General features: G+C 60.5%; 22 protein-coding genes. 3 read left to right on the top strand and 19 right to left on the bottom strand.

Annotated elements, in window-relative coordinates; all coding sequences use genetic code 11:
* Positions 1–62: 62 nt before the first annotated feature.
* From FXO12_RS26225 to FXO12_RS26165, 13 genes are all read right to left on the bottom strand, one after another.
* Complete coding sequence (locus tag FXO12_RS26225; RefSeq protein ID WP_034128432.1) at positions 63–728, bottom strand: TetR/AcrR family transcriptional regulator; 666 nt, start codon at positions 726–728, stop codon at positions 63–65.
* A 445-nt stretch (positions 729–1173) separates the two neighbouring features.
* Positions 1174–1959, bottom strand: coding sequence for a TatD family hydrolase (locus tag FXO12_RS26220; protein ID WP_057976383.1), 786 nt, complete (start codon positions 1957–1959; stop codon positions 1174–1176).
* Positions 1960–2021: 62 nt separating this feature from the next.
* A complete protein-coding gene (locus FXO12_RS26215; protein WP_034128434.1) occupies positions 2022–3011 on the bottom strand; it encodes a DNA polymerase III subunit delta' in 990 nt (329 codons plus the stop codon).
* Positions 3004–3636, bottom strand: a complete 633-nt coding sequence (tmk, locus tag FXO12_RS26210) for a dTMP kinase (protein WP_054922134.1) — start codon at positions 3634–3636, stop codon at positions 3004–3006. The genes FXO12_RS26215 and tmk overlap by 8 nt, the downstream gene beginning before the upstream one ends.
* 19 nt (positions 3637–3655) lie before the next feature.
* Positions 3656–4792, bottom strand: a complete 1137-nt coding sequence (mltG, locus tag FXO12_RS26205) for an endolytic transglycosylase MltG (RefSeq protein WP_160049777.1) — start codon at positions 4790–4792, stop codon at positions 3656–3658.
* A 1-nt stretch (position 4793) separates the two neighbouring features.
* Positions 4794–5609: an aminodeoxychorismate lyase gene (gene pabC / locus FXO12_RS26200; protein WP_057976385.1), complete on the bottom strand. Its 816-nt coding sequence runs from the start codon at positions 5607–5609 to the stop codon at positions 4794–4796.
* A complete protein-coding gene (fabF, locus tag FXO12_RS26195) occupies positions 5609–6853 on the bottom strand; it encodes a beta-ketoacyl-ACP synthase II (RefSeq protein WP_034128438.1) in 1245 nt (414 codons plus the stop codon). The genes pabC and fabF overlap by 1 nt, the downstream gene beginning before the upstream one ends.
* 110 nt (positions 6854–6963) lie before the next feature.
* On the bottom strand, positions 6964–7200 hold the full coding sequence (gene acpP, locus FXO12_RS26190; RefSeq protein WP_003175607.1) for an acyl carrier protein: 237 nt from the start codon (positions 7198–7200) through the stop codon (positions 6964–6966).
* 191 nt (positions 7201–7391) lie between these two features.
* Positions 7392–8135, bottom strand: a complete 744-nt coding sequence (gene fabG / locus FXO12_RS26185) for a 3-oxoacyl-ACP reductase FabG (RefSeq protein WP_003189275.1) — start codon at positions 8133–8135, stop codon at positions 7392–7394.
* 24 nt (positions 8136–8159) lie between these two features.
* Positions 8160–9098: an ACP S-malonyltransferase gene (gene fabD, locus FXO12_RS26180; protein ID WP_034128439.1), complete on the bottom strand. Its 939-nt coding sequence runs from the start codon at positions 9096–9098 to the stop codon at positions 8160–8162.
* Positions 9099–9224: 126 nt separating this feature from the next.
* On the bottom strand, positions 9225–10235 hold the full coding sequence (gene plsX, locus FXO12_RS26175) for a phosphate acyltransferase PlsX (protein WP_082631538.1): 1011 nt from the start codon (positions 10233–10235) through the stop codon (positions 9225–9227).
* A gap of 4 nt (positions 10236–10239) precedes the next feature.
* A complete protein-coding gene (gene rpmF / locus FXO12_RS26170; protein WP_003179396.1) occupies positions 10240–10422 on the bottom strand; it encodes a 50S ribosomal protein L32 in 183 nt (60 codons plus the stop codon).
* 13 nt (positions 10423–10435) lie between these two features.
* The gene (locus FXO12_RS26165) at positions 10436–10966 is read right to left on the bottom strand and encodes a YceD family protein (RefSeq protein ID WP_003175611.1); all 531 of its coding nucleotides are present in this window, start codon (positions 10964–10966) and stop codon (positions 10436–10438) included.
* 105 nt (positions 10967–11071) lie between these two features.
* On the opposite strand from FXO12_RS26165, the gene FXO12_RS26160 reads away from it, so the two are divergent.
* Positions 11072–11650, top strand: a complete 579-nt coding sequence (locus FXO12_RS26160) for a nucleoside triphosphate pyrophosphatase (protein WP_054897931.1) — start codon at positions 11072–11074, stop codon at positions 11648–11650.
* A gap of 131 nt (positions 11651–11781) precedes the next feature.
* Here the strand turns inward: FXO12_RS26160 and FXO12_RS26155 are convergent, their stop codons facing one another.
* The 3 genes from FXO12_RS26155 to rluC are packed head-to-tail and all read right to left on the bottom strand — an operon-like array spanning position 11782 to position 14395.
* On the bottom strand, positions 11782–12765 hold the full coding sequence (locus FXO12_RS26155) for a S49 family peptidase (RefSeq protein WP_054897930.1): 984 nt from the start codon (positions 12763–12765) through the stop codon (positions 11782–11784).
* A 21-nt stretch (positions 12766–12786) separates the two neighbouring features.
* Entirely contained in the window at positions 12787–13449 is a 663-nt protein-coding gene (locus FXO12_RS26150; RefSeq protein ID WP_057976388.1) for an HAD-IA family hydrolase, read from the bottom strand.
* Entirely contained in the window at positions 13436–14395 is a 960-nt protein-coding gene (rluC, locus tag FXO12_RS26145; RefSeq protein ID WP_057976391.1) for a 23S rRNA pseudouridine(955/2504/2580) synthase RluC, read from the bottom strand. Before rluC ends, FXO12_RS26150 begins: the two co-directional genes overlap by 14 nt.
* A 766-nt stretch (positions 14396–15161) precedes the next feature.
* Between rluC and rne the strand changes: the two genes are divergently transcribed.
* Positions 15162–18314: a ribonuclease E gene (rne, locus tag FXO12_RS26140; RefSeq protein ID WP_057976394.1), complete on the top strand. Its 3153-nt coding sequence runs from the start codon at positions 15162–15164 to the stop codon at positions 18312–18314.
* Between the two features lie 427 nt (positions 18315–18741).
* Here rne and FXO12_RS26135 read toward each other — a convergent pair whose 3' ends face one another.
* The 3 genes from FXO12_RS26135 to FXO12_RS26125 all read right to left on the bottom strand — a co-directional run bounded on the left by FXO12_RS26135 (position 18742) and on the right by FXO12_RS26125 (position 21774).
* A complete protein-coding gene (locus tag FXO12_RS26135) occupies positions 18742–19326 on the bottom strand; it encodes an NTP transferase domain-containing protein (protein WP_057976395.1) in 585 nt (194 codons plus the stop codon).
* Positions 19323–20309 (bottom strand): XdhC family protein, encoded by a 987-nt coding sequence (locus FXO12_RS26130; RefSeq protein WP_054897927.1) that lies wholly within the window; start codon positions 20307–20309, stop codon positions 19323–19325. Before FXO12_RS26130 ends, FXO12_RS26135 begins: the two co-directional genes overlap by 4 nt.
* 133 nt (positions 20310–20442) lie before the next feature.
* A complete protein-coding gene (locus tag FXO12_RS26125; RefSeq protein ID WP_003189258.1) occupies positions 20443–21774 on the bottom strand; it encodes a dicarboxylate/amino acid:cation symporter in 1332 nt (443 codons plus the stop codon).
* Positions 21775–22112: 338 nt separating this feature from the next.
* Here FXO12_RS26125 and FXO12_RS26120 point away from each other — a divergent pair, with 338 nt between their 5' ends.
* Positions 22113–23111 (top strand): AraC family transcriptional regulator, encoded by a 999-nt coding sequence (locus FXO12_RS26120; protein ID WP_057976397.1) that lies wholly within the window; start codon positions 22113–22115, stop codon positions 23109–23111.
* The last annotated feature ends 92 nt before the right edge of the window (positions 23112–23203 follow it).

Below are 23203 nucleotides of genomic sequence, written 5' to 3'. Positions count from 1 at the left end.
AGTATATTCCTGGGTTACTGCGCCTGGCAGTAAATCGTTGCGCCATCACTGTGGCGAATGACTTATGTGGCAGGGGTGTCACCGCTCTTCTCGGCGCCCGGCAGTTCCGGGCTGTGCTTGCGCTTGTTGCCCATGCGCACGCCGATGTCCATCAGGAATTGGAAGAAACCTTCCTGGTCTTCCAGCACATTGCTCCAGAACGGCGAGTGGTACAGCGCCACAGCGCCATGCACCAAGGCCCAGGCGGCGCAGTAGTGGAAATACGGTGGCACGTCTTCAAGCTTGCCTTCGCTGATACGGCCCTTGATCAGCAGGGTCAGGCGTTCGAAGTTCGAGGCGCGGATCTTGTGCAGCTCCTCGACCATCTCCGGCACCTGGTGACCTTTGACAACCTTCTCTTCCAGGCGGTCGAACAGGCGGTAGCGCTGCGGATCACGCATGCGGAACTCGAAGTAAGCGCGGGACAGGGCTTCCTTGTCTTTGTCGACATCCGCCGAGTGCAGCAACTCGTTCAAATCACGCTCGTAGTCGAGCATCAGGCGCAGGTAGATTTCGGCCTTGGACTTGAAGTGTTTGTAGATCGTGCCTTTGCCGATACCCACGGCATCCGCAATCATCTCGACGGTGACGCTGTCTTCACCTTGTTCGAGGAACAGCTTGAGCGCGGTGTCGAGAATTTCCTGCTCACGGCGGCGAAATTCACGGACCTTACGGGGTTCTTTGTGCATGAGGAAGAGTCTGCAAAGGTCGGAAATAGGGAGGGTTGCGCAGGGCCATGGATACGTGGCGATACGATTTACCCGGTGCGAGGGATTATCCCGACTGAACGGTCGTTGGGCAATGTCTATGTGAACCCGTCAGGCACATAACTTTCAATGCACCAACGATTTCGCCGTTATCAGTCAGAAATAATACGCAACACCTGAACCTGCCCATCAGCGCAATGAGAACTCAAGCGAAGGCCGCGTATTCCAAATCTGTTTAAAAAACGATCAATCACGACTGGACTGAATGGGATAGTGGTCAATACTTCAACTGTCGGCGCGACATCTCCCCCAAGTGACGCGTCGACCTGGGTACCGACGGACTGCGTGCCCTTGTTTTACTCCTAATGGTCTTAGCCCGGATTCACCCCCCAGAACCCGGGTTTTTTTTGCCTGGAATTCGGCCGCCCTAACCGGCTACGTGGGCCAGCGGGAACAGGCGCTTGAAGTTCTCGGTAGTCTGCTCGGCAAAGCGTTCGTACGATTCGCCGCGCAGCATCGCCAGGTAATCAGCCACGTCACGTACATATTCGGGCAAGTTCGGTTTGCCGCGATGGGGGATGGGCGCCAGGTACGGCGAGTCGGTTTCCACCAGCAGGCGGTCGGCGGGCACCTGGCGGGCCACATCGCGCAGCGCGTCGGCATTGCGGAAGGTGACGATGCCCGACAGGGAAATATAGAACCCCAGTTCCAGGGCCGCCTTGGCCATGTCCCAGTCTTCGGTAAAGCAATGCAACACGCCAGCCTGCGGCAACGCGGCTTCACGCAGCAAAGCCAGGGTATCGGCACGGGCGCCTCGGGTGTGGACGATCACCGGCTTGCCCGTCTGCCGGGCGGCTTGCAGGTGCAGGCGGAACGAGGCCTGTTGCAACTCGGCAGCTTCAGGCTCGTAGTGATAGTCCAGGCCGGTTTCGCCAATGGCCACCACTCGCGGATGGTTGAGTTCGCCCAATAGCCAGTCCAGAGCAGGCGCTTCGCCAGGCTTGAGGTCCAGCGGGTGAATGCCCACCGAGCAATCGACGTCGGCGTAGCGATCAGCCAGGGCTTTGACATCGGCGGCGTTGTCGGCGCTGACGCCAATGCACAGGAAGTGCCCTACCCCACGCTGGCGGGCAGCTTCAAGGGCGGCGTCGAGGGAGCCGCCGTGCTGGGCAAGGTCGAGGCGATCAAGGTGGCAATGGGAATCTACGAGCATAGGAATCTGAGCTTAAGTCACAAAAGAGGTAGGGCCAACGATACACCCGTCAGCCACGGAATTTAACGGCGCCCGAGCAGGCCGACCCACTGCACCAGCAATGCCTCGAGCAACAGCACGCGGTTGAGGTTGGCCTTGCCGAGGACTTTCTGGCGCTGGGCGAGGATCCAGTCCTGGATGTTCAGCACTTTGTCCTGGGCACTTTTTTGCGCCAGGTATTGCACGACCTTGCGCATATCCGCCAAGCCCAGGCCGTTCTCATCCTGGGTGAGCTGGTAGCGCAGGATCAGGCTGGACCAGTCGCAGAACCAGTCGAACAACAGCAACAGCGGAATATCCTTCCAGGCGCTTTCGGCCAGTTGCGTGGCGGACAATTCCTGCTTGAGCAGTTTCTTCACGCCATCCACGACCAGTGCACGCTGTTCGCGCACGCCCTGAGCCTGCAGCTTCACTGCCGCCAAAGGCGAGCCAGCCGCCAGGGTCAGCAACTCGCCTCGTTCTTCTGCGCTGCATTCCGGCAACGCCTGCGCCAGCCATTGCAGGCTCATGGCTTCGCTGGGCAACGGGCAAGCCTGCTGCACGCAACGGCTGCGAATGGTCGGCAACAAGCGGCTGGACTGGTGGCTCACCAGCAACAGCACGGTATCGCCGGACGGCTCTTCAAGGCTTTTGAGCAAGGCGTTGGCCGCGTTGATGTTCATCGCCTCAACCGGCTCAATCAGCACCACTTTGCGCCCGCCCATCTGCGCGGTCTGCACCACGAAGCTCACCAGGTCGCGCACTTGGTCGACCTTGATGGCCTTGTCCGCTTCCTCGGGCTCCAGCACATAGTTGTCCGGGTGACTGCCAGCCTTGAGCAACAGGCAGGACTTGCACTCGCCACATGCCTCCAGATTGACCGGGCGTTGGCACAACAGGCTGCCCATCAGGCGTTCGGCGAGGTGGCGTTTACCGATGCCCACCGGCCCATGCAGCAGATAGGCGTGGGCGTGCTGGGCGCGCCCCGCCAGTTGCTGCCAGAGGCCGTCCTGCCACGGGTAGGACTCAGCCACGGCTACGCTCCAACAGAGTGGGCAGCAGCGCGTCGATAGCCTGTTGCACGCGGCTCAGCGGCTGGGCGGCGTCCAACAGGTAATAACGTGCGGGCTCAGCCTTGGCGCGCTGCAGGAAAGCGCTGCGCACTGCATCAAAGAAGGCTTGGCCTTCCAACTCGAAACGATCCAGACGACCTCGCGCACTGGCGCGGGCCATGCCCACTTCCACCGGCAGGTCGAACAACAGGGTCAGGTCGGGGCGCAGATCGCCTTGCACGAAGGTTTCCAGGGCGGTGATGCGCTCCATGGACAACCCCCGGCCCCCACCCTGGTAGGCGTAGGTGGAATCGGTAAACCGGTCGCAGATCACCACGGCACCCCGCGCCAGGGCCGGGCGAATCACTTCGGCCAGGTGCTGGGCACGGGCGGCAAACACCAGGAGCAACTCGGTGTCCGGATTCATCGGCTCGTCACCCGGGGTCAGCAGGACGTCGCGAATGCGCTCGGCCAACGGCGTACCACCCGGCTCACGGGTCAGCACCACCTCGATGCCCTGCGCACGCAGGCGCTCGGCCAGGTAGTCACGGTTAGTGCTTTTGCCGGCGCCTTCCGGGCCTTCCAGGGTAATAAACAAGCCAGTCACAGGCAGTCCTTAGTCAGAGTCATTGCGGGCTTTGCGGCGCGGTCGTGTCCGGCGCGGGCTCGATCGGAGCGTCGGGGGTAGGCGCATCACTGGAAGGTGCCGAATCTTCAGGCGGTTTCACCACCGGTGCCGGGCTGGAACGGTAATCGGCACGGCGCTTGAGTTGGAACTCACGCACGGCGGCATTATGCGCATCCAGGTTATCCGAGAATATATGGCTACCATCGCCACGGGCGACGAAATACAGGCTGCTGCCCGGTACCGGGTTCAGTGCTGCATGGATCGCCTCGCGACCGACCATCGCGATGGGCGTGGGCGGCAGGCCAGCAACCATGTAGGTGTTGTAGGGGTTGGCTTCCTTGAGGTGGGCGCGGGTCAATTTACCGTTGTAGCGCTCACCCAAGCTGTAGATCACGGTGGGGTCGGTCTGCAGCAGCATGCCGATCTTCAGGCGACGCACAAACACACCGGCAATCTGCCCGCGCTCCTGAGGCACACCGGTCTCCTTTTCTACCAGCGACGCCATTATCAGTGCTTGGTAAGGGTCGGTGTAGGGCGCGTCGGCGGCACGCTTGCTCCACTCCTGGGCGAGTACATCGTCCAGGCGGTTGTAAGCTTTTTTCAGGAACTCGACATCAGTCATGCCGCGGACAAAACGGTAGGTGTCGGGGAAGAACCGCCCTTCAGGAAACACACCTGGGTGGCCAAGCTTATCCATCACTTCGCTGTCAGTCAGGCCCGCGAGGGTCTGCACGATCTTTTCATGCTTGGCCAGGGCGGTGCGCACCTGACGGAAATTCCAGCCCTCCACCAAGGTCAGGCTGTACTGCACCACTTCGCCGCGCTGCCACAGGCCGATCAAACCCTCGGCGGTAAGGCCCGGGCTCATGCGGTACTCGCCGCTGTGCAGTGGCTGGCCTTCGAGGTTGAAGCGCCAGTACAGACGCAACCAGAATGCATCGTCGAGCACGCCGTCGGCTTCCAGACGATTGAAGGTGCCCGTCGGCGTAGCGCCAGCGGGTACGTCGAGCAACTGCTCCTGAGGCAGCTTCAGGGGCTGCTTGAGGGCAGAGTCGAGTTTCCAGGCAGAAAAGCCCACGAGCAAAGCCGCCGAGATCAGGCTGATCTGCAGCAGTAACACCAGTTTTCGTATCAACTCAAATATCCAATAGCGCGCGAACAATGCCCTGCAGTTTACGGGTGAGCGGCCCAACCGGCCAGCTCATCGCAGCGCAGCCTCGCACCGGCCAAATGCCATAAACGCTGTTGCAGACGAAGACTTCATCGGCCTGTTGCAACTGCTCCAAACTGATGTCGGCCACGGCCACCGGGACGCCCAGCGCTTGTGCCTGGGCCAGCACTTCGGCGCGCATCACGCCCGCAACGCCACAACGGCTCAGATCAGCGGTTAGTAACAAGCCGTTGCTCACCAGGAAAAGATTGCTGAATATGCCTTCGATCACCCGGCCAGACATATCCAGCATCAGACCTTCGGCATGTTCGGTATCTTGCCATTCGGCACGCGCGATCACCTGTTCCAGGCGATTGAGGTGCTTGATACCGGCCAGCAACGGCTGCTGCGCCAAGCGCGTGGCACACGCGAACAGGCGCACGCCTTCGACTTCATGGATGGGCGGGTAAACAGCGGGCGCGCTGCCCTGCAAGATGCGGCGCACCGGGGCGCCAGGGTTGATGCCGTAACCGCGCAAGCTGTCGCCACGGGTGAGGATCAATTTGAGAATACCGTCGCCAAGGGCGGCGGCGAAGCTCAGCACTTCGTGGCGAATCAACCCGTGATCCACCACCAATGCCAAACGCCTGCAACCCTCTTCCAGGCGTTGCAGGTGACGGTCGAGCAGCAACGGCTGCCCGGCCTTGACGGCGATGGTCTCGAACACCCCATCGCCATAGGCCAGGCCGCGATCTTTCAGGGGCACGCTGTCCGCTGGCTGACCGTCGACCCAGCTGTGCATCACTCGGCGAACCGGCGGAACACCAGGGAACCGTTGGTGCCACCGAAACCGAACGAGTTGGAAATCGCCACGTCGATCGGCATGGGCTGCGCTTCGTGGGGCACGAAGTTCAGGTCGCAGCCTTCGTCCGGCTCATCAAGGTTGATAGTCGGCGGAGCGACCTGATCCCTGATTGCCATCACACTGAAGATCGCCTCGACCGCGCCCGCCGCACCCAACAGGTGGCCGGTCATGGACTTGGTGGAGCTGACCGCCAGCTTATAGGCGTGCTCGCCGAACACCGACTTGATGGCCTCTGCTTCCGCCAGGTCGCCGGTCGGGGTCGAAGTGCCATGGGCGTTGATGTACTGCACCTGGTTGGGGTTGACCTTCGCATCGCGCAGGGCATTGGTGATGCAACGCGCAGCACCCGCACCATCGGACGGCGGCGAGGTCATGTGGTAAGCATCGCCGCTCATGCCAAACCCGATCAATTCGGCGTAGATAGTGGCACCACGCGCCTTGGCGTGCTCCAACTCTTCGAGCACCAGCGCACCGGCACCGTCGGAGAGCACAAAGCCGTCACGGCCCTTGTCCCACGGACGGCTGGCACGGGTCGGCTCGTCGTTGCGGGTCGACAGCGCACGAGACGCGCCGAAGCCGCCCATGCCCAGGCCGCACGCGGCCATTTCGGCGCCGCCGGCGATCATCACGTCGGCTTCGTCGTAGGCAATGTTGCGTGCAGCCATGCCAATGCAGTGGGTACCTGTGGTACACGCCGTGGCGATTGCGTAGTTCGGTCCCTGTGCACCCAGATGAATGGACAGGAAGCCGGAAATCATATTGATGATCGAGCCCGGTACGAAGAACGGTGAAATTCGACGTGGGCCAGTCTCATGCAAGGTGCGGCTGGTTTCTTCGATATTGGTCAGACCGCCAATACCTGAACCCATGGCCACGCCGATGCGGTCACGGTTGGCGTCGGTGACTTCCAGGCCGGCGTTACGCACAGCCTGAAACCCGGCAGCCAGGCCGTACTGAATGAACAGGTCGAGCTTGCGGGATTCTTTGATCGAGAGATATTCCTCGACATTGAAGCCCTTTACCGAGCCGCCAAAACGGGTGGAATAGGCAGAAAGGTCCGTGTGTTCGATCAGACCAATACCACTGCGGCCAGCCAGAATGCCCTGCCAACTGCTCGGCACATCCGTACCCAGTGGCGACAACATACCCATACCGGTGACTACGACGCGTCTACGCGACACAGCACTCTCCTTTTTCTAATGACGACACTTTTCATCGCCGCTAAAGAAAAAACCGCACGCCTTTACAGCAGTGCGGTTTTTCCCTGACAGCAAGCGACGACTACAAACTATTACGCCTGGTGGCTAGTAACGTAGTCGATGGCAGCTTGAACAGTAGTGATTTTTTCAGCTTCTTCGTCCGGGATTTCGGTCTCGAATTCCTCTTCCAGAGCCATCACCAGCTCAACGGTGTCAAGGGAATCGGCACCCAGGTCTTCTACGAAGGAAGCAGTGTTGACCACTTCTTCTTCCTTAACGCCCAGTTGCTCGGCGACGATTTTCTTGACGCGCTCTTCGATGGTGCTCATACCTTGTTTAACTCCTAATGGACAAATTCAGGCAGCTGGCCAGTGGGTAAGTGTATAGAAAGCCATTTCAGCTTTTCAACTGAAAGCTTCACCCTGTACCCGGTCGGCCACCTGCCTATAAATTAAGTTGCAGCTTTATAACGGATTTTAGACAGCTCGTATGACATTTTTTTGAAGCGATCCGTCACAATTTAACTCATGTACATCCCGCCGTTAACCGGGATTGTAGCCCCAGTCACGTATGCCGCACCGTCAGATGCCAGGAAAGTGACCACATTCGCGATCTCTTGGGCCTGGCCCAGACGGCCCAGCGGAATCTGCGTCAGCAAGGCTTCGCGCTGTGCTTCCGGCAGTTCGCGGGTCATATCGGTGTCGATGAACCCAGGGGCCACCGAGTTGACCGTAATCGACCGCGAGCCGACTTCACGCGCCAGTGCGCGGCTGAAACCTTCCAGGCCGGCCTTGGCAGAGGCGTAGTTTACTTGGCCTGCGTTGCCCATGGCACCCACTACGGAGCCAATATTGATAATTCGGCCCCAACGCGCCTTGGTCATGCCGCGCAAAACGCCCTTGGACAGGCGAAACAGACTGTTCAGGTTGGTATCGACCACGTCGTACCACTCGTCGTCTTTCATGCGCATCATCAGGTTGTCACGGGTGATCCCGGCGTTGTTCACCAGGATAGCCGGTGCACCGAACTGAGCAGTGATCTGGGCCAGTACGGCAGCCACGGACTCATCGCTGGTCACATTCAGTTCAAGACCGGTACCTTGCACGCCGTTTTCCTTCAGGGTCGCGGCGATACGCTCGGCGCCCGAGGCGGAGGTGGCGGTGCCGATCACAACGGCGCCCTGACGGCCCAGCTCCAGGGCGATCGCCTGGCCAATGCCACGGCTTGCGCCGGTAACCAGTGCAACTTTACCTTGCAGACTCATGCAGGCTTCTCCTAAGTACGGGATTCAGGCCAGTGCCGCGCGAGCGGCAGCGAAGGCTTCTGGGGTATTGAGGTTGGCGGTCGACACACCGTCGGCGCAGCGCTTGTTCAAGCCGGCCAGGACTTTGCCCGGGCCGCACTCGACCAGTTCGGCGGCACCGTTGGCGGCCAGGGTCTGGACCGATTCAACCCAGCGAACTGGCTTGTACAGTTGCTCCAGCAGGTCGCGCTTGAGGGTGTCGAGGTCGGCGGCCACGGCCGCGCTGACGTTCTGCACCAGCGGGATCTGCGGCGCCTGCCAGTTGATGGCAGCGATAGACTCGGCAAAGCGCTCTGCCGCCGGGCGCATCAGTTCGCAGTGGGACGGTACGCTCACCGGCAATGGCAGCGCTCGCTTGGCGCCACGGGCCTTGCAACCCTCGATGGCACGCTCGACGGCCGCCTTGGCACCGGCGATCACCACCTGGCCTGGGGAGTTGAAGTTCACCGCGCTGACCACTTCGCCTTGCGCCGCTTCGGCGCAGGCCTCGATCACAACCGCGTCGTCCAGGCCCAGGATAGCGGCCATGCCGCCCTGCCCGGCCGGAACGGCTTCTTGCATCAGTTGACCACGACGCTCGACCAGCTTGACCGCTTCAGCCAAGGTCAGGCTGCCCGCGGCCACCAGGGCGCTGTATTCGCCCAGGCTGTGACCCGCGACGAAGGCAGGGCGTGCGCCGCCTTCAGCCAGCCACAAGCGCCACAGGGCGATCGAAGCGGTCAGGATGGCCGGCTGGGTTCTATCGGTTTGGTTGAGCAATGCTTCCGGCCCTTGCTGAGTCAGTGCCCACAGGTCATAACCCAGGGCGTCGGAAGCTTCCTTGAAGGTGTCCAGGATCAGCGGGTATTGCGCGCCCAGCTCGGCCAACATGCCGAGGGACTGCGAACCCTGCCCTGGAAAGACGAATGCGAGGGATGTAGACATGTAACAAGCCCCTAATGATCTGGTCGTCAAAAATGCTCGCGCCTACGGTGGGCGCGAACGAAACTGACTGATTGGATGGTCAATTGAACTGGCCGGTCACATTTAAGCACTCCCGGGCCAATTCGCCTAAGGCAACAGATCCTCGAGACGGCCGTGCAAGCGTTGCGGCAGGTTCTCCTGAATCTCGATCAAGGCCCGCGCAATTGCACTTTGAAAGCCCAGCACACCGGCCGAGCCATGGCTTTTTACCACAATGCCCTGCAAGCCAAGAAAGCTTGCACCGTTGTGCCGTGCTGGCGCCAGGTCAGCCTGCAAGCGTCGCATCAGGGGCAACGCCAAGGCACCCACCATACGTGACCCCAGGTTGCGCTTGAACAAAGCTTCAATACGCGTGGCAATCATGGTTGCCAGGCCTTCGCTGGACTTGAGCAGGATATTACCGACAAAGCCGTCGCACACCACCACATCAGCTTCACCACGGTACAAACCATCACCCTCAACAAAGCCGATGTAGTTCAAGCCCCGCGCGCTTTGTAGCAAGGTGGCGGCAAGCTTGACTTGCTGGTTGCCCTTGATGTCCTCGGTACCGATATTCAGCAGGGCAACCCTGGGTCGGGCTACGCCCAGCGCTTCGGCGGCCACCGAGCCCATTACGGCGAACTGCAGCAGGTGCTCGGCGCTGCAATCAACATTGGCGCCCAGGTCCAGCAGCTGGCAATAGCCTTTCTGCGTCGGGATCGCCGCCACCATCGCCGGCCGATCAATACCTGGCAATGTTTTGAGCACATGCCGCGACAAGGCCATCAACGCGCCAGTATTACCGGCACTGACACAGGCTTGCACCTTGCCATCACGCAATAGCTCAAGGGCCACCCGCATTGAAGAATCGGGCTTGCCACGCAGGGCAACCGCCGGCTTTTCATCCATGCTGATGGTTTCGCTGGCTGGCGTAATCGTCAGGCGCGCGCGATCCACCGCCGGATGGCTGGCAATCAGTTCTTCAATTAGGGAGGGTTGACCGACGAGGGTCAGGTGCAGCGAGGGCGTGGCAGACAGGCTGGCAATGCAGGCCTGAACAATGCTGCGGGGACCGAAGTCCCCGCCCATTGCGTCAATCGCGATGACTTGAGCAGACAAGTGATTACTCGTCAGCGCCCTTGTCGATCACTTTACGGCCACGGTATACGCCTTCTGGCGATACGTGGTGACGCAGGTGAACTTCACCAGTGGTCTTTTCCACGGACAGGGTGCTAGCCTCGAGAGCGTCGTGCGAACGGCGCATGTCACGGGCGGAGCGGGATTTTTTGTTCTGCTGAACAGCCATAATTGATTAACTCCTAAACGTTTGGGTCACGCTTTAACTGCGCCAATACACTGAACGGGTTGGACCGCGTTACCTCGTCCTCGCTCGGCTCGGCCTCGTCATCGAGACCCTCCGGCTGCTGGCATTCTTCCGGATGATGAGCAGGCACAATGGGCAAGGCGAGCAAAAGCTCCTCCTCGATCAGTGCATGCAGATCCAATGGATCTTCGCCCAGTTCCAGCACGTCATAACCTTTCGGCAACGACTGGGTATTCGCACCCTCTTTCACCACAGCATAACTGCATTCGCTGTGGATCGGCAGGGTGACCAGCTCAAGACAACGCTGGCAAACCATTTTGACTTCGGTGTCGATAACGCTGTGGATTACCACAGATTTACGTTCATCTCGTTCAAAAACGAATTTCGCCTGCACCGTACCGACAGTGTCGGAAAGCGGGTCGCAGAGTCTCTCCAAATCGGCCAGCAGCACTTCACCTTGAAGGGTGGTGCCACGATCAGCCAATTTGCGCGGGTCAACGTGAGGTGGAATCGGGTCATTCAACATAGGCGCAGCATTATAGGGATGCACCCGGCCATGTCAAAGGAAATTCAGCCCTGTGCGTCAGCCGGTCACGTCGATAGAATCGGCGACTGCCTTGAGGAGACGTATATGCTGCCTTTATTACTCGCGTCCAGCTCGGTTTATCGCCGGGAATTACTGAGTCGCCTGCACCTGCCGTTCACCTGCAGCTCGCCGGATATCGACGAAAGCCACCGCCCGGATGAATCCGCCATCGAACTGGTCAAGCGCCTGGCCGAACAAAAGGCCCGCGCCCTCGCCACCAGCCATCCTGGCCATTTAATCATTGGCTCGGATCAGGTCGCCGCACTGGAAGGCCGGATCATCGGCAAGCCGCACACCTTCGAAAATGCTCGCGAGCAACTGCTTGCTGCCAGCGGCAAGCGTGTGAGCTTCCTCACGGGCCTGGCACTGCTCAACAGCGAGACCGGGCGCTGCCAGGTGGACTGCGTGCCGTTTACCGTACACATGCGCGAACTGGATGCAGAGCGTATTGAGCGCTATCTGCGGATCGAGCAGCCTTATGACTGTGCGGGCAGCTTCAAAGCAGAAGGGCTCGGTGTGAGCTTGTTCCGGAGCACCGAGGGACCGGATGCGACCAGCCTGGTTGGGCTGCCACTGATTCGACTGGTGGACATGCTGCTGACCGAAAGCGTACAGATCCCTTGAAACCTTCGTAAAGCAATGTGGGAGCTGGCTTGCCTGCGATAGCGATGTACCAGGCGACACTTATATCGACTGATCCATCGCTATCGCGGGCAAGCCCGCTCCCACAGTTGATCTACACCTAGCTTGGAATTTCAGCGCAGGGACGGCCCCTGGAAGCCCATGTACAGCGCCAACTTCTCCGCCACACTGGCACCGAGTTTCTTGGAGAAGCGATCAAACGGCGATTCCTCGACCGTAAAATCCACCAACTCCTTCTCACCCACTATATCCCGCGCCACCGAGCTGGCGCTGCCCAAGCCGTCAATCAAGCCCAGCGGCAATGCCTGCTCGCCCGACCATACCAGGCCGGAGAACAGCTCCGGATGCTCTTTATCTTTCAAGCGATCCCCACGCCCCTGCTTGACGCTGGCGATGAACTGACGATGGGTAGTGTCGAGCACGCCCTGCCAGAACGCGGTTTCATCCGCCTTCTGCGGCTGGAAAGGATCGAGGAACGACTTGTGCTCACCCGAGGTATAGGTGCGACGCTCGACCCCCAGCTTCTCCATGGCACCGACAAAACCGTAACCGGCCGCCGTCACACCGATAGAACCCACCAGGCTGGCCTTGTCGGCATAGATCTGGTCTGCAGCACTGGCAATGTAATAGGCACCCGAGGCACCCAAGTCGGAGATTACGGCATAGAGCTTGGTATCCGGATGCAAGGCGCGCAGACGACGAATCTCGTCATACACATAACCCGACTGCACTGGGCTGCCACCTGGACTGTTGATGCGCAGGATAACGCCCTTGACCTTGGCATCCTCAAAAGCCGCGCGCAGGCTGGTGACAATATTGTCGGCACTGGCGGGCTCCTTGTCGGCAATCACGCCGCGCACTTCAATCAAGGCGGTGTAATGACTGCCACGGGTGGCGCTCTTTTCCATGTCCATCAGCGGACTGAACAGCGCCAGCATCCCAAGCAGGTACACAAAGGTCAGCAGCTTGAAAAAAATCCCCCAGCGCCGCGAACGCCGCTGTTCCTGGACGCTGGCCAGGAGGGTCTTCTCCAAAAGCTTCCAGCTTTTATCATCACTGCTCTGTGCCTTTTCAGGCGCCTTCCACTCGTCACTCATGCCATCAACCCCAGCAAAGACTTATCGGGCCCGGCTGAGCCAGACCTGCAGTTCGGAAAAATGATCAATCGTCAGCCTCGGCTCGTACTGCTGCAACGCCTCGGCAGACTGGGCGCCGTAGCTGACGGCGACACTATCCATGCCTGCATTGCGCGCCATCATCAGGTCGAAAGACGCATCACCCACCATCAATGCCTCGCGTGGCGTAACGCCACAGTGCGCAAGGATCTGCTCCAGCATCAAGGGATGAGGCTTGCTGGCGGTTTCATCCGCAGCGCGGGTGATATCAAAGTAATCTTCCCAGCCGTGAGCCTTGAGCACACGGTCCAGGCCGCGACGAGCCTTGCCGGTGGCGACCGCCAGGTGATAGCCCTCGGCACGAAACGCTTGCAGCGATTGCACCACACCTTCAAACAGCGGCGAAGGCGTAGCTTCCAGCGCAATGTAGTGGTCGGCGTAGTGCTCGCGAAACGCTACCAACTCGGCGTCGCTGATGTCGGGGTACAGGGTGCGAATGGCTTCAGGCAAACCCAGGCCGATAATGCCCTTCACCGCCAGGTCCGTGCACAACTCAAAGCCCGAGCGGGTCGACGCCATGTGCATGGACTCGACGATGCGGCCAATGGAATTGGCCAGCGTCCCGTCCCAATCGAAGATCAGCAGCTTGTAGTCAAGGTGCGGCACTCAAACGCTCCACGGTCTTGGCCCACATTTCATCGACCGGCGCCTGCAATTTCAGCTCGCCGCCATCGGGTAGCGGCACGGTGAGCATGTAGGCGTGCAGGAACAGGCGCTTGCCGCCCAGGTCGCGAATTTCCTTGGAGAAATCTTCGTCGCCGTACTTGGTGTCGCCCGCAATGCAGTGGCCCGCATGCAGGGTGTGCACACGAATCTGGTGAGTGCGGCCAGTGACCGGCTTGGCCTCGACCATCGTGGCGAAGTCACCGAAGCGACGCAGCACCTTGAACAGGGTCAGGGCCTCTTTGCCCTCCTCGTCCACTTCGACCATGCGCTCGCCGGAGCGCAGATTGCTCTTCTGCAGCGGCGCACGCACGCTCTTGATCGAGCTGGCCCAGTTACCGCGCACCAGCGCCATATAGCGTTTGTCCACACCATCACCACGCAAGGCGGTGTGCAAGTGGCGCAACATGCTGCGCTTCTTGGCGATCATCAACAGGCCCGAGGTGTCACGGTCCAGGCGATGCACCAGTTCCAGTTCCTTGGCATCCGGGCGCAACTGACGAAAGGCTTCGATCACGCCGAAGTTCAAGCCACTACCACCATGAACCGCAATGCCACAGGGCTTGTTGATCACGATCAGCTTGTTGTCTTCGAACACGATCGACGCTTCCAGGCGCTGCAACAACCCCTGGGCCAGCGGTACCGGTTCGTCGCGTTCAGGCACGCGCACTGGCGGCACACGGACGATATCGCCCGCCTGCAGCTTGTACTCAGGCTTGATGCGCCCCTTGTTCACGCGCACTTCGCCTTTACGCAAAATGCGATATATCAAGGTCTTGGGCACGCCTTTGAGCCTGGCCAAAAGAAAGTTGTCGATGCGTTGGCCGGCATATTCCGGCGAGACCTCAAGCAGCTGGACGCTGGGGGTCGGGGGGGTGGTAGTCGTCATGGCGGCGATGATAACAATTTTTTATGGAATTGAAGCACTTAATCATTACTGCTATAGTCGCGAACGCCGCCAAAAGCGGCCTGGACAGAGGACATGCGGCAAACTGCCGGCCCTGACCATCGCAATTCATCAGGACGCGAGGCCGTCCTACGGGGCTTTCGCCACCCAGGAAGGCTCAAGATTGTAACAAGCGCAGGTGACATGAGGCCTGAAGCGAGTGCAGAAAGCAGAGTGAATACTCGCCTTTTGCGCCGATATTTACGGCCAGTTCACAAAGTGCAGTCAGTTTTGAGCCAGACCATGGCGAATGCTTCGGAAACAACGCCTGTTAAGAGCTGAGTGAGAGCGCAACCGCCCACACCTAGTCTTGTTTAGCCATGAGCGTGGACTCCCCATTGGAGAACACGGTAAATGCCAACCCGCTGCGGATTCTGCGCGCGGCAGCACCCGAATTATCAGGGATACGTGTAGGGTGGAGATGCACAACCGTCGGACTGTGTAGCACTAGGCTTGTTTTAGACGCTTCATCTCGTCCACAGTCGCCGGTTGATTCCTCCTCCTGACCTTAGCTTTTGTTGAAGTGGTGCCTTTGTCACCACCGCTAACGAGCAGGACGCGTCCGTCGCGATACCGGCCCAATTGGCCGATTTTGCTGGACACTGGAGTGGCCAACCACTCTTGACGCACCTGACACCGACCGTGAGAAGTCGTGTGTGCCGAACGCCGTTTCCGGCAGCCCGGAAACCGACGGTACAACATGAAAAGAATGCTGATTAACGCAACTCAACCCGAAGAGTTGCGTGTTGCACTGGTAGATGGCCAGCGCCTCTACGACCTGGACATCGAATCCGGTGCACGCGAGCAGAAAAAGGCCAACATCTATAAAGGCCGTATCACTCGCATCGAACCAAGCCTTGAGGCTGCCTTTGTCGATTTCGGCTCCGAGCGCCACGGCTTCCTGCCCCTCAAAGAAATCTCCCGCGAATACTTCAAGAAAGCCCCTGAAGGCCGCGTGAACATCAAGGACGTCCTGAGCGAAGGCCAGGAAGTCATCGTCCAGGTCGAAAAAGAAGAACGTGGCAACAAGGGCGCAGCCCTGACCACCTTCATCAGCCTCGCCGGTCGTTACCTGGTGCTGATGCCGAACAACCCACGTGCAGGCGGTATTTCCCGTCGCATCGAAGGCGAAGAGCGCAACGAACTGCGTGAAGCGCTGAACGGCCTGATCGCACCGGCCGACATGGGCCTGATCGTTCGCACTGCAGGCCTTGGCCGCAGCAGCGAAGAAATGCAGTGGGACCTCGACTACCTGCTCCAACTGTGGACCGCTATCAAAGAAGCGTCCCTGGATCGTTCCGCGCCGTTCCTGATCTACCAGGAAAGCAACGTAATCATCCGCGCCATCCGCGATTACCTGCGCCAGGATATCGGCGAAGTGCTGATCGACAGCGTTGAAGCCCAGGACGAAGCCCTGACCTTCATCCGCCAGGTAATGCCGCAGTACGCCAGCAAGATCAAGCTGTACGAAGACAGCGTTCCGCTGTTCAACCGTTTCCAGATCGAAAGCCAGATCGAGACCGCCTTCCAGCGCGTGGTCGAACTGCCTTCCGGCGGCTCCATCGTGATCGACCCGACCGAAGCCCTGGTGTCCATCGACATCAACTCGGCACGTGCGACCAAAGGCAGCGACATCGAAGAAACCGCCCTGCAGACCAACCTGGAAGCGGCTGAAGAAATCGCCCGCCAACTGCGTCTGCGTGACATCGGCGGCCTGATCGTGATCGACTTCATCGACATGACCCCTGCCAAGAACCAGCGCGCCGTGGAAGAGAAAGTCCGCGAATGCCTGGAAGCTGACCGCGCTCGCGTGCAAGTCGGCCGCATCTCGCGCTTCGGCCTGCTGGAAATGTCCCGTCAGCGCCTGCGCCCCTCCCTGGGCGAGAGCAGCGGCATCGTCTGCCCGCGTTGCAACGGCACCGGCATCATCCGTGACGTTGAATCGCTGTCCCTGGCGATCCTGCGCCTGATCGAAGAAGAAGCCCTGAAAGACCGCACCGCCGAAGTTCGCGCACAAGTGCCGATTCCGGTTGCCGCCTTCCTGCTCAATGAAAAACGCAACTCGATCACCAAGATCGAACTGCGCACCCGTGCCCGTATCGTCATCCTGCCGAACGATCACCTCGAGACGCCGCACTTCGAAGTACAGCGCCTGCGTGACGACAGCCCGGAAGCCCATAGCGGGCAGTCCAGCTATGAAATCGCCGCGGCTGCCGCCGAAGTCGAAGAAGTCCAGCCAGCCGCTGCGACCCGCACCCTGGTTCGCCAGGAAGCCGCGGTGAAGACTGCACCGGCCCGTGCCAACGCACCGGTACCGACCGAAGCTGCCGCCCCGGTTGCAGCGCCGGCCGCCCTGCCTGAGCCGAGCCTGTTCAAGGGCCTGGTGAAGTCGCTGGTCAGCCTGTTCGCCACCAAGGAAGAGCCTGCTGCCCCGGTTGTGGTTGAAAAGCCTGCCTCCGAGCGCCCAGCACGCAATGAAGAGCGTCGCAACGGTCGCCAGCAGAGCCGTAACCGCAATGGCCGCCGTGACGAAGAGCGCAAGCCTCGCGAAGAACGTGCCCCGCGTGAAGAACGCGCACCACGTGAAGAACGTGCGCCTCGCGAAGCCCGTGAAGACACCCCGACCGTAGCCCGTGAAGAACGTGCACCGCGTGAAGAGCGCGCCCCACGTACCCCACGCGCTCCACGTGAAGATCGCAAGCCGCGTGGCGAGCGTGAAGAACGCGTGCGTGAACTGCGTGAGCCTCTGGACGCGGCACCTGCCGTTGCCGCTGCCGCAGCCGTTAGCACTGAAGAACGCCCGGCCCGCCAGCCGCGTGAAGAACGCGCACCTCGCGAAGAGCGCCAACCGCGCCCGCCACGTGAAGAGCGTCAACCACGCGCCGAGCAAGCCGCTGCTGTCACCGAAGAAGAAGAAGTACTGACCGGCGAAGAGCAGTTGCAGGAAGACGGCCAGGACAACGCCGAAGGCGATCGTCCACGCCGCCGCTCCCGTGGCCAGCGTCGTCGCAGCAACCGTCGTGAGCGTCAGCGTGATGCAAACGGCAACGTAATCGAAGGTTCGGAAGAAACCGGCGAGAACGCAGAAGCTGCCAACAACGAGCCAACAGGCGCCGAACTGGCTGCCGGCTTGGCCGTTACCGCTGCCGTTGCCAGCTCGGTCATCAGCGCACCTGCTGAAGCCCAGGCTCACGAGCAAGCCGAACGTGCTACCGCTGCCGTCGAAGACACTGTTGCCGTAGAAGCGCCAGCCGCCGAAACCCAAGCGGTTGAAGTGCCGGTTGTTGAAGCGCCAGTCGTTGAAGCCACGACCCCTGTCGAAGCCCCAGTGGTTCCGGAAGTGGAAGTTGCCCCGGTTCGCGATGCACTGCCAGAAACCGACGTGGTTGCCGTTGAGCCAGCTCCACCGGTTGAGCCTCAGCCAGTAGTCGAAGCGGCTGTAGAAGCTCCGGTGGTCGAAGAAGCTGCCCCGGCTGTGCGTGAAGTTCGCGAAGAACAGACCGCCTTCCAGTGGACCGCCGAACCGGCTGCACCGGTTGAAGCGCCAGCGCCTGCCCCAGTGGTAGAAGAAGCACCGGCACCGGTTGCTGAAGTCGTCGCCGAGCCAGCCCAAGTAGTTGAGCCGACGCCGGTTGCTGAGCCTGCGCCCGTGGCTGAAGTTGAAGCCCCAGTGGTTGCCGAAGTGGCCGCCCCTGTGGTTGAAGCTGCACCTGCAAGCGCCCTCACCGAAAACGGCCGTGCGCCGAACGACCCGCGTGAAGTGCGTCGTCGCCGCAAGGAAGCCGAAGCTGCTGCAGCCGCAGCCAAGGCGGTAGAGCACGACGCCCAGGAAGCAGAGCACGAGCCTAAACCCCTCGTCTGATTCCATAAGCCACTAAAAAGCCCCGCCTGAGTGATCAGGCGGGGCTTTTTTATGGCTGATTATCTCGACCTGGAATGCGATCACTGTGGGAGCTGGCTTGCCTGCGATAGCGTCGATTCAGCCAGCGTGGCGGTGACTGACACACCGCTATCGCAGCAGAGGTATCTACACAACTTTGTGGGGTGTAACGGCAGACGGTAACCACGATGCGAAGCGAGTCGCTCTTGATCTGCTTTTGATCTTAGGCGCCCCGTCAAACCACGCTGGCCGGAATTCGACAGGGATTTGGGGGGTAAACCGGCAGGGATGCCGGTTTAGCCTCCGTCAGGGCGGAACCTTAAGTGGTCGTTACCGCAGGAATGGATATGTACACAATCCAACTGTGTTGACTGTCAGGCCGCTATCGCAGGCAAGCCAGCTGCCACACTTAACCTGCAGTAAAACTCAACCGTTGCGGCACATCCACATCCCAAAGCACACCAGGATCATCTACCTGCACCTCTCGCACCTGAGTTTGTGCAAACAACGGCCTGGCTCCACGATCCCCACTCAGCGCCATCAGCGCCGGCCCAAATCTGTGATGGAAAGCCACCGGGTGCCCGTACTGCCCGGCAGATACCGGCACAGTGACGCCCTCCACGCTGGCGATCACCCGTTCGATACTCGATGACTGAATAAACGGCATATCCCCCAACACTACCAGCCATCCATCCGCTGCACCGCTGGCCTTGACCGCTGCCGCAATACTGTCGCCCATACCGCTCGAATCCAGCAGTACAACCTGACAGCCATAAGCCTCTGCCAGGCGGATAACCTCCCCGCGCTCCGGCGACGTCACCAGCCAGCGCGTTACCACACGCTCAGGCAAGTTGCGCAGCACCTGCTCGATGACCGGCCGGCTAACGCCATCCAGCCCCACACACGCGGCGAGCAATTTGTCTTGATCAGCTCCAGCTTCGGCACGAAAACGACTGCCCTGCCCCGCCGCCAGCACAATCGCCGTCACCGTCACTCGGCCACCACTGCCATCGGTTTTTTCTGCATCGGTGCCACCCCGTTTTTGATCGCAACAATTTCCGCCATCAGCGACAGCGCAATTTCCGCCGGCGTATGGCTGCCGATGTGCAGGCCGATCGGCCCGTGCAAACGCGCAATGGCCTCCGCCGACAGGCCCAGCGCGGCCAGGTTCTCCCGACGCTTTTGGGTATTGACCCGCGAACCCAGGGCGCCGATATAGAAGGCCGTAGAGTTCAGCGCCGTCAGCAACGCCATGTCATCCAGACGTGGATCGTGGGTCAGGCAGACAATAGCCGTGCGTTCATCGGTATGAATATTCAACACCGCTTCGTCGGGCATGCCCGGCACAAAGCGGCCATGCTGGTCTTCCCAGCCGTAGACGAACTCTTCGCGGGGGTCGCAGATCAGCACTTCGAAATCCAGCAGGCGTGCCATTTCCGCTACGTAGCGCGACAGCTGCCCGGCGCCGATCAACAGCAGGCGCCAGCGCGGGCCATAGATGGCGCGCAAGCGTTCGCCGTCGAAGCTCACCACGTCGGTCTTGCTGGCGGCGCTCAAGGTCACTTCGCCGGTGGCCAGGTTCAGCTCGCGAGCGACAATCTGATGATCTTCACAACGCGCCAGCAGCGTTTCGACCCAACCCCACTCTTCCACCCGCTCCTCGGTGAGCCGCAGGGTGCCGCCGCAGGGCAGGCCAAAACGCGCCGCCTCGTCGCGAGTGACGCCGTAGGTCACCAACTGCACGGGCGGGCCGTCAGCGGGTAAGCGGCCGTCCTGCAGGCGCGCGATCAAGTCATCCTCGATGCAACCGCCCGACACCGAACCAATCACCACACCATCACCGCGCAGGGCCAGCATCGCTCCCGGCGGGCGCGGCGCGCTGCCCCAGGTTTGCACCACGCTGTACAACATCACGCGCTGCCCGGCGCGGCGCCATTGCAGCACGCTGCGCAGGACGTTCAGATCCACACTGTCCATCAGGCCTCCGGTAAGTACTGTCGCGCTCACTGTAAACCAAAAATATCGGTTGTATCCCGCCAGAAACGCAAACGCCCCGAACCAGTCGGGGCGTTTACGGATAGCGTTGGCGTCAGTTCACGCCAGCAGCCACTTACTTGACGACAGGCGCCGGGCCTTCAGCCACGCCCAGGTCATCGAGCTCGCGGGTTTCGGAGATACCGGTACCGCCAGACGCCAGCTCGCTTTGCAGCTTGTCGGTGTCCAGTTCCTTGACCCACTTGGCCACAACGATGGTGGCAACTGCGTTACCCACCAGGTTGGTCAGTGCACGGGCTTCGGACATGAAACGGTCGATACCCAGGATCAGCGCCAGGCCGGCAACCGGCAGGTGGCCAACGGCCGACAGGGTGGCGGCCAGTACGATGAAGCCCGAACCGGTCACGCCAGCAGCGCCTTTGGACGACAGCAGCAGCACCAGCAGCAGGGTGATCTGGTGAGTGATGTCCATGTGGGTGTCGGTCGCCTGGGCGATGAACACGGCCGCCATGGTCAGGTAGATCGACGTACCGTCGAGGTTGAAGGAGTAACCGGTTGGAATCACCAGGCCGACCACGGACTTCTTCGCGCCCAGGCGTTCCATCTTGATCAGCATACGCGGCAGTGCGGATTCCGACGACGAGGTGCCCAGTACGATCAGCAGTTCTTCACGGATGTAGCGGATCAGCTTCAACACGCTGAAACCGTGAGCGCGGCAGATAGCGCCCAGCACCAGCACCACGAACAGAATGCAGGTGATGTAGAAGCAGATCATCAACTGGCCCAACTGCACCAGGGAACCGACACCGTAGGCGCCGATGGTGAACGCCATGGCACCCAGGGCACCGATTGGCGCGAGCTTCATGATCATGTTGATGATGTTGAACATCACATGGGCGAAGCGATCGATGAAGTCCAGCACCGGCTTGCCGTAGGCACCCAGGCGGTGCAGGGCGAAACCGAAGATCACCGAGAACATCAGCACTTGCAGGATGTCGCCGTTGGCGAAGGCGCCGACGATGGTGTTCGGGATGACGTTGAGGATAAAGCCGACGATGCTCTGGTCTTTACCGGCGGTGACGTAGGCCGCCACTTTGGAAGCATCCAGGGTCGCGACGTCGATGTGCATGCCGGCGCCCGGCTGCACCACGTTGACCACGACCAGGCCAATCAGCAGGGCGATGGTGGAAACGATTTCGAAGTACAGCAGCGCGTAGCCGCCGGTCTTGCCCACCGACTTCATGCTTTGCATGCCAGCGATGCCGCTGACCACGGTACAGAAGATGATCGGGGCGATGACCATTTTGATCAGCTTGATAAAGCCGTCACCCAGTGGCTTGAGGGCCACGCCGGTCTGCGGGTAGAAGTGGCCGAGCAAGATACCGATAACGATTGCAACGATCACCTGGAAATACAGGGATTTGTAGATTGGCTGACGAGTCGTCATTGCAAAGTTCCTCAATCGTCCCGTGTGGCAAATATCCGCCATTGCCCACGGCACTTGAATTGCGAACCCTCCTGCACTGGAGGGATTTGTTGTTTGCGAAGCCTGTAGGAGCAAGCCTGCGCTGTAATCCTTATCGCAAACAGCGTGCCACTTTGCTTAAACGCGCTGAAGGCCTTTAGACATCAGGGCTTGGGGTTCACGGGCGACTCCGGAGAGTGCAACACAGTGGCGGATTTCCGCCCACTCATCCTGTCTCGTCCTACAATTTGGCGGATATCCGCCTTGTCGCCCCACTGGGTGATGGCTACCATCCGCCACTCCATGGATGAGGCCCTTGCATGCGTGAACGTACCATCGCCAGCCATTACGCCCGAGCGGCCCTCGGTGGTGCGCGCCGGGCCGGTTTCGACTACTCGGGGGTGTTGCAGCAGGTGGGCATCACCCCGGAACTACTGACCGAACCCCGCGCCCGCATCGCTCCAGGGCAATATACCCGCTTGCTGCAAATGCTCTGGCTGGGGTTGGATGACGAATACCTGGGGTTTGCCGAAGCGCCGAGCAAACGCGGCACTTTCGCCATGATGTGCCACGCGCTGATCCATTGCCGCACGCTGGAGAAGGCGCTGGAGCGCGGCTTATTGTTTTATAGCCTGTTCCCCCAAGGCCCACGCTGGCAACTGACCAAAGAAGGCGACATGGCGCGCCTGAGCCTGGACGACTCACAGCTATGGGACCCGGACCACTTCCTCAGTGAATGCCTGCTGGTGATCTGGCATCGCCTGGGCAGTTGGTTGATCGGCCAGCGTATCCGGCTGCAGCAGGCCACCTTCAGTTACCCGATGCCGGCCCATGCCGGTGAATATGACCTGCTGTTCCCCTGCCCCCAGGTGTTCGGCGCGCCGACCAGCAGCCTGGTGTTTCCCAGCCGCTACCTGAGCCTGCCGCTGTTGCAGGATGAACGCACCCTCAAGCACTTCTTGCAGCGCTCCCCTGCCGACTTGTTGTCCCGGCCGGATGAAGGTGACAGCCTGAGCAGCCAGTTGCGCCGCCTGCTGAGCCGCGACCGCACGCCCTGGCCAGACCTGGAAGCCGTCGCCCAGCACTTGCACATCAGCCCACAGACCCTGCGTCGGCACCTGCGCGAAGAAGGCACGAGCTTTCAGGCATTGAAAGATGAGTTACGCCGGGATATCGCCATTTACCACCTGGGGCGGGCGGATTTGTCTTTGCAGGAGATCGCCGAGCAGTTGGGGTTTTCCGAACCGTCGGCGTTTCATCGGGCGTTCAAGAAGTGGACAGGACTGACGCCGGGGGCCTACAGAGCGCAGGAGAGTTAGCGGTGTATTGGCTGGGAGGGCCTCATCGCAGGCAAGCCAGCTCCCACAGTTGAATGTATTCACACATCAACATTTGGGAGCTGGCTTGCCTG

The sequence above is a fragment of the Pseudomonas sp. J380 genome (assembly GCF_009827115.1).
Classification (GTDB): domain Bacteria; phylum Pseudomonadota; class Gammaproteobacteria; order Pseudomonadales; family Pseudomonadaceae; genus Aquipseudomonas; species Aquipseudomonas paracarnis.
This window is presented reverse-complemented; position numbering and strand designations above follow the sequence as displayed.

Bases quoted from the DNA above. Each gene is read 5' to 3' on its own strand.
- fabD (WP_034128439.1), bottom strand. From the start codon at position 9,098: ATGTCTACATCCCTCGCATTCGTCTTTCCAGGGCAGGGTTCGCAGTCC.
- FXO12_RS26130 (WP_054897927.1), bottom strand. From the start codon at position 20,309: ATGGACAGTGTGGATCTGAACGTCCTGCGCAGCGTGCTGCAATGGCGC.
- rluC (WP_057976391.1), bottom strand. From the start codon at position 14,395: ATGACGACTACCACCCCCCCGACCCCCAGCGTCCAGCTGCTTGAGGTC.
- pabC (WP_057976385.1), bottom strand. From the start codon at position 5,609: ATGCACAGCTGGGTCGACGGTCAGCCAGCGGACAGCGTGCCCCTGAAA.
- FXO12_RS26220 (WP_057976383.1), bottom strand. From the start codon at position 1,959: ATGCTCGTAGATTCCCATTGCCACCTTGATCGCCTCGACCTTGCCCAG.
- fabG (WP_003189275.1), bottom strand. From the start codon at position 8,135: ATGAGTCTGCAAGGTAAAGTTGCACTGGTTACCGGCGCAAGCCGTGGC.
- FXO12_RS26225 (WP_034128432.1), bottom strand. From the start codon at position 728: ATGCACAAAGAACCCCGTAAGGTCCGTGAATTTCGCCGCCGTGAGCAG.
- FXO12_RS26125 (WP_003189258.1), bottom strand. From the start codon at position 21,774: ATGACGACTCGTCAGCCAATCTACAAATCCCTGTATTTCCAGGTGATC.
- acpP (WP_003175607.1), bottom strand. From the start codon at position 7,200: ATGAGCACCATCGAAGAGCGCGTCAAGAAAATCGTCGCCGAGCAACTG.
- FXO12_RS26155 (WP_054897930.1), bottom strand. From the start codon at position 12,765: ATGAGTGACGAGTGGAAGGCGCCTGAAAAGGCACAGAGCAGTGATGAT.
- FXO12_RS26165 (WP_003175611.1), bottom strand. From the start codon at position 10,966: ATGTTGAATGACCCGATTCCACCTCACGTTGACCCGCGCAAATTGGCT.
- rne (WP_057976394.1), top strand. From the start codon at position 15,162: ATGCTGATTAACGCAACTCAACCCGAAGAGTTGCGTGTTGCACTGGTA.
- rpmF (WP_003179396.1), bottom strand. From the start codon at position 10,422: ATGGCTGTTCAGCAGAACAAAAAATCCCGCTCCGCCCGTGACATGCGC.
- FXO12_RS26120 (WP_057976397.1), top strand. From the start codon at position 22,113: ATGCGTGAACGTACCATCGCCAGCCATTACGCCCGAGCGGCCCTCGGT.
- FXO12_RS26160 (WP_054897931.1), top strand. From the start codon at position 11,072: ATGCTGCCTTTATTACTCGCGTCCAGCTCGGTTTATCGCCGGGAATTA.